Annotated in this window: 13 protein-coding genes and 2 tRNA genes; all 15 read left to right on the forward strand. The window is 35.7% G+C overall.

Annotated features, from left to right (window positions below; genetic code table 11):
• Positions 1-12: 12 nt before the first annotated feature.
• The 15 genes from AC3EMB_RS00285 (at position 13) to spoIIE (ending at position 14,792) form a co-directional block, all read left to right on the forward strand.
• Positions 13-966, forward strand: coding sequence for a ribose-phosphate diphosphokinase (locus tag AC3EMB_RS00285; protein ID WP_000107420.1), 954 nt, complete (start codon positions 13-15; stop codon positions 964-966).
• Between the two features lie 72 nt (positions 967-1,038).
• Positions 1,039-1,599, forward strand: coding sequence for an aminoacyl-tRNA hydrolase (pth, locus tag AC3EMB_RS00290; RefSeq protein WP_000767702.1), 561 nt, complete (start codon positions 1,039-1,041; stop codon positions 1,597-1,599).
• Positions 1,600-1,669: 70 nt separating this feature from the next.
• Positions 1,670-1,894, forward strand: a complete 225-nt coding sequence (locus AC3EMB_RS00295; protein ID WP_000399438.1) for an anti-sigma-F factor Fin family protein — start codon at positions 1,670-1,672, stop codon at positions 1,892-1,894.
• Positions 1,895-1,999: 105 nt separating this feature from the next.
• Positions 2,000-5,530: a transcription-repair coupling factor gene (mfd, locus tag AC3EMB_RS00300; protein ID WP_000579684.1), complete on the forward strand. Its 3,531-nt coding sequence runs from the start codon at positions 2,000-2,002 to the stop codon at positions 5,528-5,530.
• 136 nt (positions 5,531-5,666) lie between these two features.
• Complete coding sequence (spoVT, locus tag AC3EMB_RS00305; RefSeq protein ID WP_000648306.1) at positions 5,667-6,203, forward strand: stage V sporulation protein T; 537 nt, start codon at positions 5,667-5,669, stop codon at positions 6,201-6,203.
• Between the two features lie 230 nt (positions 6,204-6,433).
• A complete protein-coding gene (locus AC3EMB_RS00310; protein WP_488517396.1) occupies positions 6,434-8,035 on the forward strand; it encodes a putative polysaccharide biosynthesis protein in 1,602 nt (533 codons plus the stop codon).
• 12 nt (positions 8,036-8,047) lie between these two features.
• The gene (yabN, locus tag AC3EMB_RS00315; RefSeq protein ID WP_000014278.1) at positions 8,048-9,508 is read left to right on the forward strand and encodes a bifunctional methyltransferase/pyrophosphohydrolase YabN; all 1,461 of its coding nucleotides are present in this window, start codon (positions 8,048-8,050) and stop codon (positions 9,506-9,508) included.
• A gap of 14 nt (positions 9,509-9,522) precedes the next feature.
• Positions 9,523-9,798 carry an RNA-binding S4 domain-containing protein gene (locus tag AC3EMB_RS00320; RefSeq protein ID WP_001234876.1) on the forward strand — a complete coding sequence of 92 codons (276 nt, stop codon included), beginning with the start codon at positions 9,523-9,525 and terminating at the stop codon, positions 9,796-9,798.
• Positions 9,799-9,856: 58 nt separating this feature from the next.
• A complete protein-coding gene (gene yabP / locus AC3EMB_RS00325; protein ID WP_001059104.1) occupies positions 9,857-10,165 on the forward strand; it encodes a sporulation protein YabP in 309 nt (102 codons plus the stop codon).
• On the forward strand, positions 10,162-10,815 hold the full coding sequence (yabQ, locus tag AC3EMB_RS00330; RefSeq protein WP_000059781.1) for a spore cortex biosynthesis protein YabQ: 654 nt from the start codon (positions 10,162-10,164) through the stop codon (positions 10,813-10,815). Before yabP ends, yabQ begins: the two co-directional genes overlap by 4 nt.
• The gene (gene divIC / locus AC3EMB_RS00335) at positions 10,812-11,171 is read left to right on the forward strand and encodes a cell division protein DivIC (protein ID WP_001208739.1); all 360 of its coding nucleotides are present in this window, start codon (positions 10,812-10,814) and stop codon (positions 11,169-11,171) included. Before yabQ ends, divIC begins: the two co-directional genes overlap by 4 nt.
• Positions 11,172-11,258: 87 nt before the next feature.
• Positions 11,259-11,744: a S1 domain-containing RNA-binding protein gene (locus tag AC3EMB_RS00340; protein WP_000021451.1), complete on the forward strand. Its 486-nt coding sequence runs from the start codon at positions 11,259-11,261 to the stop codon at positions 11,742-11,744.
• Positions 11,745-11,902: 158 nt separating this feature from the next.
• Positions 11,903-11,976: transfer RNA gene (locus AC3EMB_RS00345), tRNA-Met, on the forward strand.
• A 13-nt stretch (positions 11,977-11,989) separates the two neighbouring features.
• Positions 11,990-12,061: transfer RNA gene (locus AC3EMB_RS00350), tRNA-Glu, on the forward strand.
• A 259-nt stretch (positions 12,062-12,320) separates the two neighbouring features.
• The gene (gene spoIIE, locus AC3EMB_RS00355) at positions 12,321-14,792 is read left to right on the forward strand and encodes a stage II sporulation protein E (RefSeq protein ID WP_488517397.1); all 2,472 of its coding nucleotides are present in this window, start codon (positions 12,321-12,323) and stop codon (positions 14,790-14,792) included.
• Positions 14,793-14,848 lie beyond the last annotated feature (56 nt).

Genomic DNA, 14,848 nt, shown 5'->3' on the forward strand with positions numbered 1-14,848 from the left:
GGGTTAATCTAGATGTCGACTCAATATCTAAATTCTAATTTGAAAGTATTCTCTTTAAACTCTAATAAGGAACTTGCTGAGCAGATTGCAAAGCATATTGGAGTAGGACTAGGAAAATGTTCTGTTGATCGTTTTAGTGATGGAGAAGTTCAAATTAACATTGAAGAAAGTATCCGTGGTTGCGATGTATTCATTATTCAATCTACAAGCTTCCCAGTAAACGAACATATCATGGAATTACTTATTATGATCGATGCATTAAAACGTGCATCTGCGAAAACAATTAATATTGTTATTCCTTATTATGGTTATGCGCGTCAAGACCGTAAAGCGCGTTCTCGTGAACCAATTACATCGAAACTTGTAGCAAACTTGCTTGAAACAGCAGGTGCAACTCGTGTAATCACTCTAGATTTACATGCTCCACAAATTCAAGGGTTCTTTGATATCCCAATCGACCACTTAATGGGTGTACCGATTCTTTCTGATTACTTTGAAACAAAAGGTCTTAAAGATATCGTAATCGTGTCTCCTGATCATGGTGGTGTAACTCGTGCAAGAAAAATGGCAGATCGTCTAAAAGCGCCAATCGCTATTATTGATAAGCGTCGTCCTCGCCCGAACGTATCAGAGGTAATGAACATTATCGGTAATATTGAAGGAAAAACAGCGATTTTAATTGATGACATCATTGATACAGCTGGTACAATTACATTAGCAGCAAACGCTCTTGTTGAGAACGGTGCTTCTGAAGTATATGCTTGCTGTACACACCCAGTATTATCTGGCCCAGCAATTGAGCGTATTCAAAATTCAAATATTAAAGAGTTAGTTGTAACGAACTCTATCGTATTACCAGAAGAGAAGAAAATCGACAAAGTACATGAACTTTCAGTTGCTCCATTAATTGGAGAAGCAATCATTCGTGTATACGAAGAAGAATCTGTGAGTGTATTATTCAATTAATTGGATAGAATGAGACGTAACCAATTTTGGTTACGTCTTTTCGTATCGAAAAAAGAAAGTAGTGGTACAAGAATGAAATTGATAGTAGGACTTGGGAACCCAGGTAGAGAATATGAATTAACAAGGCATAATATTGGATTTATGGCCATTGATGAACTTGCGAAGCGTTGGAACATTTCTTTGAATGAACAAAAATTTAAAGGTGTATTTGGTGCAGGGTTTGTTAATGGAGAAAAGGTAATCTTATTAAAGCCGCTAACATATATGAATTTATCTGGGGAAAGTATTCGTCCACTCATGGATTATTATAAAATTGATGTTGAGGACTTCGTTGTTATGTACGACGATTTAGACATTCCTGTAGGTAAATTGCGTCTTCGCATGAAAGGTAGTGCTGGTGGACATAATGGTGTAAAGTCAACGATTTCGCACCTAGGAACACAAGAATTTCAACGTATCCGTATGGGAATCGATCGCCCGAAAAATGGAATGAAGGTAGTCGATTATGTATTAGGACGCTTTACATCTGAAGAGATTCCGGATGTTAACCATTCTATTGAAAAAGCAGCGGATGCATGTGAAGAGTGGCTAAATAAGCCTTTTCTCCAAATCATGAATACTTTCAATAGTTAAAAATGAGATTGGGAATATTTCTCTTTTGTTTTACCCATACTAGTAGTAATTGAATTTTTAGGAGGCTAGTATGGAAGGGTATTATTATTGCAGACACTGCGGAGGTAATGTAGGCTCTATTAACGCAGAAAAAGTATATAGCGACGTTTTATTTCAACTAACAGAGCAAGAAGTAGTAGAGATGATTCATTTTCATGAGAATGGAAATATATATATAAAAACAATTTGTGAATCGTGTCAAGAAACGCTCGCATCTTATCCTGAGTATTATGAGTATGAAAAATTTCTGCAATAAAATGTTGTCGCTTTGGCATGTCCAAAGCATTTTTCTGTTTTCCTTTTCCAAAATATTTGCATAAAATAGAATGACTTGCTCTTTATGTTGAGAGGAGTTTTAAAAATGATAGGTTTATTAGAGCAATTTTATAAAAATGAAGAGATACAATCGGTTATTAATGGATTAGAAGATGGGTTAAAAGAACAACTTATATCAGGGATGGCAACGTCTTCTCGTTCATTATTAATGGCGGCTTTATATAAAAAAACAAAAAAATCACAATTAATCGTTACACATAACTTATACCAAGCACAAAAAGTACATGAAGATTTAGTGGCGTTACTTGGTGAAAAAGATGTGTGGCTATATCCAGTGAATGAACTGATAGCATCGGAAATTGGGGTTGCAAGTCCAGAATTGAAGGCGCAACGTATAGAAGTGTTAAATCGCTTGGCTGCGGGAGAGAATGGAATCATTGTAGCGCCAGTGGCAGGATTGCGTAGATTTTTACCAATAAAAGAATTGTGGAAGCAAAAGCAAGTTGAAATCAATCTAGGGCAAGAGATTGATTTAGATGCGCTCTTGCATACTTTACATCATATTGGCTATGAACGTAAGTCGATGGTAGAAGCTCCAGGGGAGTTCAGTTTACGCGGGGGAATATTAGATATTTATCCTTTAACTGAAGAACTACCATTTCGTATTGAATTTTTTGATACAGAAGTCGATTCTATTCGATTATTTGATGTGGATGAACAGCGTTCTCAAGGTAAAAAAGAAAGCGTTAGGTTTGGTCCGGCAACAGAGTTTTTATTTTCACAGGAAGAATTAAAATCAGGAATTCAGCATCTTGAAGAAGGTTTGACTAAGACGATGCAAAAACTTTCTGATGATAAACTAAAGACTACAGTGCTTGAGACGGTAAGTCATGAAATTGAGATGTTGAAAAACGGGCAAAGTATAGAACAGATGTTTAAATACTTATCTATTTTCTATAAAGAACCTGCTAGTCTGATAGATTATTTACCAGAAGATGGTGTTGTAATTTTAGATGAGATTTCCCGTATTCAAGAAACAGCATCACATCTTGAAACAGAAGAGGCGGAATGGTATATATCACTTCTTGGTGAAGGAACAATTATTCAAGATTTATCTTTCTCTCACGCATTTGAGGGGTTTCTTCATCATAAAAAAAGAAGTTTTGTATATTTAACGTTATTCTTGCGTCATATCGCACACACACATCCGCAAAATATTGTAAATGTAACATGTAAAACAATGCAAGATTTCCATGGACAGATGAATTTGTTAAAAACAGAAATTGATAGATGGAATGAAGGGCATTTTACGACTGTTGTACTTGGAACAGATGATGAACGTGTGAAGAAATTACAACATATTTTAAGTGATTATGATATTGAGGCAGATATTGTAGAAGGCACAGATATCTTATTGCCTGGAAGGCTACAAATTGCTGTAGGTGATTTACATGCAGGGTTTGAAATGCCGATGCAAAAGCTTGTTGTCATTACTGAAAAGGAGCTTTTTCATAAGAAAGTTAAAAAATCACAACGTAAACAAAAGTTATCGAATGCTGAACGTATTAAAAGTTATTCGGAATTAAAAGTTGGAGATTATGTAGTTCACGTAAATCATGGTATAGGTAAATTTTTAGGTATTGAGACATTAGAGATTAATGGTGTTCATAAAGATTATTTAAATATTAAATATCAAGGTAATGATAAGTTATACGTTCCAATTGAACAAATTGATCAAGTCCAAAAATATGTAGGGTCTGAAGGTAAGGATCCGAAAGTTTACAAATTAGGCGGAAATGATTGGAAAAAGGTTAAAACGAAAGTTGAAAAATCTGTACAAGACATTGCGGATGACCTAATTAAACTATATGCTGAGCGCGAAGCTTCAAAAGGCTATGCATATACGCCAGATACGGCAGAACAACAAGAGTTCGAATCATCTTTCCCATATCAAGAGACAGAGGATCAGTTACGTTCTATTGACGAGATTAAAAAAGATATGGAACGCGGACGCCCGATGGATAGGCTCCTTTGTGGTGATGTAGGGTATGGAAAGACGGAAGTGGCTATTCGTGCGGCATTTAAAGCAATTATGGATGAAAAACAAGTTGCGATTTTAGTACCGACAACGATTCTTGCGCAGCAACACTATGAAACAATTCGAGAGCGTTTTCAAGATTATCCAATCAATATAGGATTATTAAGTAGATTCCGTACGAGAAAGCAACAAAATGAAACGATTAAGGGCTTAAAGGATGGCACAATAGATATTGTAATCGGAACACATCGTATTTTATCTAAAGATGTCACTTATAAAGATTTAGGGCTTCTTATTATTGATGAAGAACAAAGATTTGGTGTGACGCATAAAGAAAAAATTAAACAATTGAAGGCGAATGTTGACGTATTAACATTAACGGCAACTCCGATTCCGCGGACGCTTCATATGTCTATGCTTGGTGTGCGCGACTTATCTGTTATTGAGACACCGCCAGAAAATCGTTTCCCAGTCCAAACGTATGTAGTAGAGTATAATCCAGCATTAATGCGAGAGGCGATAGAGCGAGAGCTTGCAAGAGGCGGTCAAATTTACTTCCTATATAACCGTGTAGAGGATATTGAAAGAAAAGCAGATGAAATTTCGATGTTAGTTCCAGATGCTCGCGTAACGTACGCACATGGGAAAATGAACGAAAGTGAATTAGAGTCTGTTATGCTATCATTTTTAGAAGGACAGCATGATGTTCTTGTAAGTACAACAATTATTGAGACGGGTGTAGATATTCCGAACGTAAATACGTTAATTGTATTTGATGCAGATCGTATGGGGTTATCACAGTTGTACCAGCTTCGTGGGCGTGTTGGACGTTCTAATCGTGTTGCATATGCATACTTTGCCTATAAACGTGACAAAGTGCTGTCAGAAGTTGCAGAGAAGCGTCTGCAAGCAATTAAAGAGTTCACAGAACTTGGATCTGGTTTCAAAATTGCGATGAGAGATTTATCTATTCGTGGAGCAGGTAATTTGTTAGGAGCAGAACAGCATGGGTTTATTGATTCTGTCGGATTTGATCTGTATTCTCAAATGTTAAAAGATGCAATTGAACAGCGAAGAGGAACAGATGGGGCTGAAAATACAGTTAATGTTGAAATTGACTTAGAGGTAGATGCATACTTACCAGATGCTTATATTTCAGATAGTAAGCAAAAAATTATGATGTATAAACAATTTAGAGGTGTTTCTGCAATTGAGGATATTGAAGAATTGCAGGAAGAAATGATCGATAGATTCGGTGATTACCCACAAGAAGTTGGTTATTTATTACAAATTGCAAATATTAAAGTGTTGGCAATGAAAGAACAAATTGAGTTAATTAAGCAGAATAAATTTGAAGTAACATTCCTGTTTTCTGAACAAGCAAGTCAAAATATTGATGGTGGAAAATTATTCATGCTCGGAAATAGTTTTGGGCGTATGATCGGTCTAGGAATGGAAGGATCACAATTGAAAATTGTTATGAAAACAAATGGCTTAGAGACATCGAAGTGGTTAACAATTGCTGAAAATTTATTAAAAGGCTTACCAGATGTGAAAAAAGAAGTAATAAATGCCTAAAATAAGATAAAAAAATACAATTCGACGTGCATAGAAGAACTAATGTGTAAAATACTATGTCTAACAGTTGGTGATTTTTACATGAACAGGTAAATTCACCACTTTGATCATCAGTAGAAAGTGAGGCAGCATTAGAATGAAAGCAACTGGAATCGTACGTCGAATTGATGATTTAGGCAGGGTAGTAATCCCAAAGGAAATTCGTAGAACTTTACGTATTCGAGAAGGAGACCCACTAGAAATATTTGTTGATCGCGATGGAGAAGTAATTTTAAAGAAGTATTCTCCAATTAGTGAACTAGGTGATTTTGCAAAGGAATATGCTGAGGCTTTATATGACAGCTTAGGACATAATGTGCTTGTCTGTGACCGAGATTCTATCATCGCAGTATCAGGCGTATCGAAAAAAGAATACTTAAATAAAAGTGTTGGCGATCTAATCGAAAAAACGATGGAAGAAAGAAAGTCTGTTATTATGACGGACGAAAGTGATATTTCCATTATCGATGGTGTAACAGAAAAGGTTCATTCTTATACAGTTGGACCGATTGTTGCAAACGGAGACCCAATTGGAGCCGTCATTATTTTTTCAAAAGAAGCTATTATAAGCGAAATCGAGCATAAAGCGGTTAATACTGCTGCCAGTTTCTTAGCGAAACAAATGGAACAGTAAGGGTATATTGGTTTTAGAAGTAGCAATCTTTCCTAATTATGATCTTTCTTTTTGAGAAATCAATTATTTGGAGATATATGTATATTGAATGAAGGTAGCGCTTTGCTACCTTTTTTCGTTGAATATTTTTAACGTGTAGGGACCTAGTATTACCCGTGGTGGTAAGGGAGTTTGTACTTTTCTTTATGATATAATACGAGAGGTGAGAATAGAAAAAGGAGTTTTCTTGTATGGAAGCGAAGAAGTATCAAGCCTTTTGGCGTGGGGCTATTATATTAACGATTGCAAGTTTTGTTACAAAAGTATTAAGCGCTTTTTACCGTATTCCATATCAAAATATAGCAGGGGATATTGGTTTTTATATTTACCAACAAATTTACCCGTTTTATGGATTTTGTTTAATTTTAGCTACTTATGGATTTCCTGTTATCATTTCAAAAATGGTTGCAGAACGACTAGAGTGGGGAAAACAGAGAGAAGCAGAAGAAATTATTTGTGTATCTTTTTGGTTTTTATTAGGAATTGGTTTGATAGGTTTCTTTACATTGTTTTTTGGGGCCGAAACAATCGCGATAGCTATGGGCGATATGCACTTAGATAAGTTGCTACGTGTTATTTCATTTTCGTTCTTATTGATGCCGTTTTTGTCTGTAGCAAGAGGGTATTTTCAAGGGTTCAATAATATGATGCCAACGGCTGTTTCGCAAGTAATAGAACAAACAATTCGAGTTTCTATTATTGTATTTTTATCGCTATTCCTAATTGCTCACGGATTTGATTTATATACAGTTGGTGCAGGGGCTATGTTAGGCTCAATTGCGGGTGGACTTATTGGGATTATTGTACTTATGTTGTATATGCGTCGAGATTTTCGTTCCATATTTTTTAAACGTGTAGCGAGAATTAAGGGTAAAAGGAAGATAATTAAAATCCTTTTTTGGCAGGGGTTAGCGATTTGTGTTAGTAATTTAGTGCTTATTTTTATACAGATGGCTGATTCAATGTCCTTGTACACTTTACTTATTGGTGCGGGAGAACAGGCTGAAAGTGCAAAAGTATTAAAGGGTGTTTATGATAGAAGTATTCCGCTAATGCAATTAGGTACTGTTGTGACGACTTCTTTCTCGTTATCACTTATTCCAATTATTACAGCGGCGAAGGAAAGAGGAGATCTTTCCTTTATTCAAGAAAAGGTAAAGTTAGCAATGAAAATAACATTTGTTATTGGATTTGCAGCAGCTATTGGACTAACTTGTATTATTCAACCTACGAATATTATGTTGTTTGAAAATAGTGATGGATCAGATGTTTTATCTATTTTATCTTTATCTATTTTATTTAGTTCATTGTCAATTACGACGGCTTCTATTTTACAAGGGTTGGGACAAACATTTAAGCCAGCATTATTTGTTGTATTTGGAGGTTGCTTAAAGTTAGCGTTAAATTATATATTCATGCCTTATTTTGGTGTGAAAGGGGCAGCCTTAGCGACTTTATGTGCGTTAATCATAATTTCTGGACTAAATAGTTTGTTGCTTATGAGAGCTGTATCAGGGTCACTTATCAATAAGCGAAATATGTTAGGTGTAGTAATTAGTGGTATCTGTATGGGATTTGTATTAATGATGTTCACGCGTGTGTTGCAGATGTCTGGATTAGTAATTGATACGGAACATAGAGCGAGCGCGACGCTTGAAGCGTTGTTAGGTGTAGCCATCGGCGGATTGACATATATGTTTTTTATTTTAAAATTACGTGTATTTACAAAAAAAGAATTAGGAACTGTTATGAAACAAGAGAAAAAAGAAGGTTCATTGAAGAAGAGTGGATAGAGGTGACAGGTTGTGAGTGGAATCATTACTGTTTTAGGTTTAGGTGCTGGTGAATTAGATCAGCTAACGATGGGTGTATATCGAAAAATAAAAGAAGCAGACCATCTGTTTGTTAGAACGAAGGAACATCCGGTTATAGAAGAATTAGAGAAAGAAGGCATACAATATACGGCTTTTGATGCTGTATATGAAGCACATGATACGTTTGAAATTGTATATGAAACAATTGCGAATAAATTGCTAGAACAAGCTGAAGGTACAGAAATTATCTATGCGGTTCCGGGACATCCACTTGTAGCAGAAAGAACAGTTCAGCTATTGTTGGAAAAAGGAGACGTTTCAAATGTTGAAGTGCGAATTGAGGGTGGACAAAGTTTCCTTGATCCTATGTTTGCAAGCCTAAAAATTGACCCGATTGAAGGATTTCAATTACTTGATGCTACATCATTTGAAAGAGGGCAATTAGAATTACGTCAACATTTAATCTTTTGCCAAGTATATGATGCATTCGTTGCATCTGATGTGAAATTAACATTAATGGAGATGTTGCCAGATGATTATGAAGTGTATATCGTAACAGCTGCAGGAACTTCATTTGAACAAGTAAAGAAGGTACCGTTGTACATGTTAGATCATGAAACGGAATTGAATAATTTAACAAGTGTGTACGTGCCACCTGTTCAGGAGCGTGCGTCCTTGTATCAACAGTTTGATGTTCTTAGAGAAATTATTGCAGACCTGCGTGGTCCAAATGGTTGTCCGTGGGATAAAAAGCAAACGCATCAATCATTAAAGAAATATTTAATTGAGGAAGCTTATGAGGTGTTGGAAGCAATTGATGAAGAGGATGATGATCACTTAGTAGAAGAATTAGGTGATATATTATTACAAGTTATGCTTCATGCTCAAATCGGAGAAGATGAAGGTTGGTTCTCTATAGATGATATCATTCGAACTCTATCTGAGAAAATGGTTCGTCGCCATCCACATGTATTTGGAAATACGGATGTAAACAATGCTGATGAAGTGATTGCCAATTGGGAAGAAATTAAAAAACAAGAAAAAGGATTCGTGAAAGAATCTGTTTTAAATGGCGTTCCTAAAAGTTTGCCGCAGTTACTACGCGCCTTTGAAATTCAGAAGAAAGCTGGTAAGGTTGGATTTGATTGGGTTGATGTGCAGCCGATGATAGAGAAAGCTTTGGAAGAATGGCAAGAGTTCCAGCAAGAAGTTACAAACATGGATGAGGAAAAGATGCTAGGTGAGTTTGGTGATTTACTATTTGCATTTGTTAATATAGCCCGTCATTATAAAATAGATCCAGAAGAGGCGTTACGTTCAACTAATGAGAAATTTACTGGTCGTTTTTTATACATGGAGGCAAAAGTAGCTGAAATGAATAAAGAGATGGAAGATTTATCATTAGAACAGTTAGATGTTTTATGGGAAGAAGCGAAACAAACAGAGCGTTAATAGGGGGATTTGATATGCGTCTAGATAAGTTTTTAAAAGTGTCACGTTTAATTAAAAGAAGAACATTAGCGAAAGAAGTAGCTGATCAAGGAAGAATATCTATTAATGGTCAAGTGGCAAAAGCGAGTTCTGATGTGAAAGTAGCTGATGAATTAACAATTCGTTTTGGTCAAAAAATAGTGACTGTAAAAATAAATGAATTGAAAGAAACAACTAAAAAAGAAGATGCAGCAAATATGTATAGCTTAGTTCGTGAAGAAAAAGTAAAAGCGGAAGAAGGCTTGTTCTAAAATTATGTATCCCCTCATACATTACTATTAGCTAGTAAAAACCTATGGGGGGATTTACGTGAATAATGGTTACTCACCTACGTCTTCTAATCAACAAAATGTTTCTGTAGAACATGACATTATTATGCGTGGCAGGCGTATAATTGATATTACCGGTGTGAAGCAGGTAGAGAGTTTTGATAGCGAAGAGTTTTTGCTAGAGACCGTAATGGGTTTTTTAACGATTCGTGGTCAAAATTTACAAATGAAAAATTTAGATGTAGAAAAAGGTATTGTGTCGATTAAAGGGAAAGTTAATGAGATGCTGTATATTGATGAAAATCAAGGAGAAAAAACTAAAGGTTTCTTTAGTAAGTTGTTTAAATGAGTCTAACAATTCAGTTGTATACAATGCTTTCAATGATTGGAATGGGTGCTTGGATTGGAGCGTCTTTAGATACATATCAACGTTTTTTAAAGCGCCAAGAACGTAAACGTTGGCTTGTATTTATACAAGATATATTATTTTGGATTGTCCAAGCATTATTCGTCTTTTATGTATTGCTTCTCGTAAATGAAGCTGAACTACGTATATATGTGTTTTTGGCATTGTTATGTGGTTTTGCGGCATATCAAAGCTTACTGAAAGCACTATACATGAAGCTGTTAAATTTTCTCATCTATATTTTTATGCAAACAACATATTTTTTTGTTCGAATTATACAGCTACTCATGATAAAACCTGTTATTATTATAGCGCAGCTATTTATTGCATTTATATTATTCTTATTTCGTATACTGCTTTCAATTGGACATGTGTTATGGAAAATTGTGATTTGGATATTACTTTTCATATGGAAAGTTTTTTTCTGGCCTGTTCGATTTATTGCTTCGCTCATATGGAAACTTCTCCCTAATCGTGTTAAACTTTTTATAGTGAAACATATAGGGTTCCTGCAATATATAGCAAAATTGAAGGGACATATCTTCCAAATATGGGAGCGTATAAAAAAGAAGTTAGGGGGACCTCGGAAATGAGGGAACTGAGACAAAGAACAATCGAAAAACAGAGTCCAAATCCTGTTAAAGAGCATATAATACAAACGGATGAGAACAGGAAGCGACTTTATCGCCGTTTAGCGGTTTTTCTTGTCTTTACTTTTACAATTATTGCGAGTATTAGTGTAACGTTTTATCAACAAAACAGTTCCATTAAAGCAAAAGAAGCAAAAGTTAAGGACATGAAAAAAGAACTGGATTCATTAACGAATAAAGAAAAAAGTCTAAAAGACGAAGTTCAAAAGTTAAATGATGAAGAGTACGTATTAAAGATTGCTAGAAGGGATTATTTCTTCTCTGGTAAAGGGGAGATAATTTTTCCTGTTTCGAAGTAGAGTATGTCTTATTGACACTATATTTTAGGATTATATATAATAAAGTAAAATTTGACTTTTTAACCACTAAGGAGGAGCATTTTTTTTATGTCAATCGAGGTAGGCAGCAAGTTACAGGGTAAAGTAACAGGTATTACAAATTTTGGGGCTTTTGTGGAGCTGCCAGAAGGCTTAACTGGTCTTGTTCATATTAGTGAAGTTGCTGATAACTATGTAAAAGATATTAACGATCACTTAAAAGTGGGCGACCAAGTAGAAGTAAAAGTTATTAATGTTGAAAAAGATGGAAAGATTGGTTTATCTATCAAAAAAGCGAAAGAACGTGAAAAAACAGAAGGAGATCGTCCACGCGGTGAATACCAACGCGGTGGTGATCAACAACGTTCTGGACGTCCACAACGTAATAATCGCTCTTTCAACAGAGATAATCGTGGTGGCGGTAACGACCGAGCTCCAAAAGAAACATTTGAGCAAAAGATGGCACGCTTCTTAAAGGATAGCGAAGATCGTTTAACTTCTTTAAAGCGTAACACAGAGTCTAAACGTGGTGGCCGTGGCGCACGTCGCGGATAATAAGGCGTTTAGTTTTTAACATATAGAGAGGTACCCAGAGTGATGGCTCAGGGTGCTTTTTTATATGTGAAAATATATTTTAAAAAAGTTTTCAAGATGTGTTGACTTTAAATAATATCTGATGTAAGATACTAATTGTCCGTTAAATAAGACGACATGGCGGTGTAGCTCAGCTGGCTAGAGCGTACGGTTCATACCCGTGAGGTCGGGGGTTCGATCCCCTCCGCCGCTATATTTATTTTAACGGCCCGTTGGTCAAGTGGTTAAGACACCGCCCTTTCACGGCGGTAACACGGGTTCGAATCCCGTACGGGTCATCTAAAAAGATCATGCAAATTTGCATGATCTTTTTTTGTTAAATGGATTAAGACATACAACACTTCTACAAAATCACCCTATATTTTCTGAATATTTAATTAAAAAATCAAGGATAACTTACATACCGTGTATATCTGTAGAGTTATTTCGAATAAAAAGTCGAACGATTATAAAAGTGAAAACTGTTGTTTTGACAAAAATCCCAACAATCATCTTTTATAATGACAGTAATTAAACTATGCAGGTGGTGTTAAAAATATGCCTAAAGCAGGAAGGAATACTATGAATACAAGTGCATTGGCAATGAATGAGAGTCAGCTTGGAGGAATAAAGTGGACGAGTAAGTTGCGAATGAAATTCGAACAAGTTTTCTTTAGATGGGGATTTATTATTGTTGTTATTGGTTTTCTTTTGGGAAGAGCATATATATTAACAAATATTTTACCGTTTGCACTACCGTTTTTTGCTGCTGTTTATGTTATGAAGCGGGATAAGATGCCGCTAGCATTTTTAGCTCTAATGGGAGGAGCTCTTTCAGTCTCGATAGATAATTTGTTTTTTACTTTTGCATCTATCTTTACTTTCTTCATTTATAATATCTTCTTTAGTAGATTTACACGTAAAACCGTTGGACTTGTTCCATTTCAAGTATTTATCTCCGCATTAACCGCACACTTAGTTGTTGTATATTTTGCGCAACAAACTGTCACCATGTACGATTTACTCGTTAGTACCATTGAGGCTGGGCTTAGTTTCGTATTAACTATGATATTTTTACAAAGTGTCCCGCTTTTAGTGGAAAGGAAAGGAAAACAACAGGCTTTAGAGACAGAAGAAATTGTTTGTTTGATTATATTACTAGCATCTGTTTTAACGGGTACAACAGATTGGTTTGTATATGATGCTTCTATTCAACATATTTTTACAAGGTATTTAGTACTAGTATTTGCATTTATTGCGGGTGCTGCTACAGGATCTACAGTGGGGGTCGTAACAGGATTGATATTAAGTTTAGCAAATGTGTCTAGTTTGTCTCAGCTTAGCCTTCTCGCTTTTTCTGGATTACTTGGTGGGTTGTTAAAAGAAGGGAAGCGTTTAGGTGTTAGTTTAGGTTTATTAATAGGGACAAGCTTAATTACATTATATGTAGACAAGCAGACAAATATTGTAACAACTTTAATTGAGTCAGGTGTAGCGATTGCTATCTTCTTATTAACGCCAAAGCTTGTTTTGGATCGTATTGCTAAATTTATGCCAGGTACACAAGAGCATTCGCAAGATCAACAACAATATTTAAGAAGGATGCGTGATGTTACAGCGAACAAAATCAACCAATTCGCAAATGTATTTGCTGCTTTATCTAATAGTTTTTCTGTATATGGGTATGTAGAGGAAGAAGATAAAGATACAGAAGCAGATTTGTTTTTGAGTACAATTACTGCGAAAACATGTCAAACGTGCTTTAAAAAGGATCAATGCTGGGTAGTGAATTTCGATAAAACGTACGATTATATGAAACAAATAATGAATGAAACGGAAGAAGGAACCCTGCAACATAATCGTAAATTAGTTCGTGAGTGGGACAAGCATTGTGTGAGAGGGAAAAAAGTGACGGATTTAGTAGCGGGTGAATTAGATCACTTCTATGAGGGACAAAAATTGCGAAAACAAATGAAGGAAAATCGTAGAATAGTAGCGGAGCAACTATTAGGTGTATCAAAAGTTATGGAAGATTTTTCTAAGGAGATACAACGAGAGCGTGAAAATCATCAAGTGCAGGAAGAGCAGATTATGCAAGCGTTCCGTGATTTTGGTGTCGAAGTAGAGCATGTTGATATTTATTGTTTAGATAGAGGAAGTATTGATATTGAAATGTTGATTCCAGTTGCATCTAATGAACATGGTGAATGTGAAAAGTTAGTTGCACCGATGCTTTCGGATATCCTTAAAGAAAATATTGTCGTTAAACATGAAGAAAAGTCTTCTTATCCGAATGGTCACAGTTTAATATCATTTGGTTCGGCGAAGACGTATTCTCTTGATACAGGATTGGCTACAGCCGCAAAAGGCGGTGGGTTTGTTTCGGGTGACTCTTATGCGATGATGGATTTAAGTGTTGGTAAATACGCACTTGCGATTAGTGATGGTATGGGTAATGGGCAAAGAGCTCATATGGAAAGTAAGGAAACGGTGAAATTATTACAAAAAATACTCCAATCGGGTATTGATGAAGAAATAGCTATTAAGTCTATCAATTCAATCCTTTCTTTGAGAACGACAGAAGAGATGTTTACAACATTAGATTTAGCTATGGTAGATTTGCGGGATGCGAGTGCTAGGTTTTTAAAGATTGGATCAACGCCGAGTTTTGTTAAACGCGCGAATAATATTTTGAAAATTGAAGCAAGTAATTTGCCGATGGGAATCATCGAAGATGTTGAAGTTGATGTGGTGGGTGAACAATTAAAAACGGGCGATATCCTTATTATGATGAGCGATGGGATTTTTGAGGGCGCGCAGCATGTAGAGAATCATGAATTATGGATGAAGCGGAAAATTAAAGAATTGCAAACCGAAGACCCGCAAGAAATTGCTGATATCATTATGGAAGAAGTGATTCGCTCTTGTGATGGTTATATAAATGATGATATGACTATTGTGGTGGCAAAAGTGAAGAAAAATATGCCGAAGTGGGCTACGATTCCGATTGTAGGAATGCAGGCGCAGTAAAATATAAGTGGAATGTTTATCTATAATTTGATTTTAAAAACCTAGGTGAATACCTA

The sequence above is a fragment of the Bacillus sp. LQ16 genome (genome assembly GCF_057784645.1).

Bases quoted from the DNA above. Each gene is read 5' to 3' on its own strand.
- AC3EMB_RS00285 (WP_000107420.1), top strand. From the start codon at position 13: ATGTCGACTCAATATCTAAATTCTAATTTGAAAGTATTCTCTTTAAAC.
- pth (WP_000767702.1), top strand. From the start codon at position 1,039: ATGAAATTGATAGTAGGACTTGGGAACCCAGGTAGAGAATATGAATTA.
- AC3EMB_RS00295 (WP_000399438.1), top strand. From the start codon at position 1,670: ATGGAAGGGTATTATTATTGCAGACACTGCGGAGGTAATGTAGGCTCT.
- mfd (WP_000579684.1), top strand. From the start codon at position 2,000: ATGATAGGTTTATTAGAGCAATTTTATAAAAATGAAGAGATACAATCG.
- spoVT (WP_000648306.1), top strand. From the start codon at position 5,667: ATGAAAGCAACTGGAATCGTACGTCGAATTGATGATTTAGGCAGGGTA.
- AC3EMB_RS00310 (WP_488517396.1), top strand. From the start codon at position 6,434: ATGGAAGCGAAGAAGTATCAAGCCTTTTGGCGTGGGGCTATTATATTA.
- AC3EMB_RS00320 (WP_001234876.1), top strand. From the start codon at position 9,523: ATGCGTCTAGATAAGTTTTTAAAAGTGTCACGTTTAATTAAAAGAAGA.
- yabQ (WP_000059781.1), top strand. From the start codon at position 10,162: ATGAGTCTAACAATTCAGTTGTATACAATGCTTTCAATGATTGGAATG.
- divIC (WP_001208739.1), top strand. From the start codon at position 10,812: ATGAGGGAACTGAGACAAAGAACAATCGAAAAACAGAGTCCAAATCCT.
- AC3EMB_RS00340 (WP_000021451.1), top strand. From the start codon at position 11,259: ATGTCAATCGAGGTAGGCAGCAAGTTACAGGGTAAAGTAACAGGTATT.
- spoIIE (WP_488517397.1), top strand. From the start codon at position 12,321: ATGCCTAAAGCAGGAAGGAATACTATGAATACAAGTGCATTGGCAATG.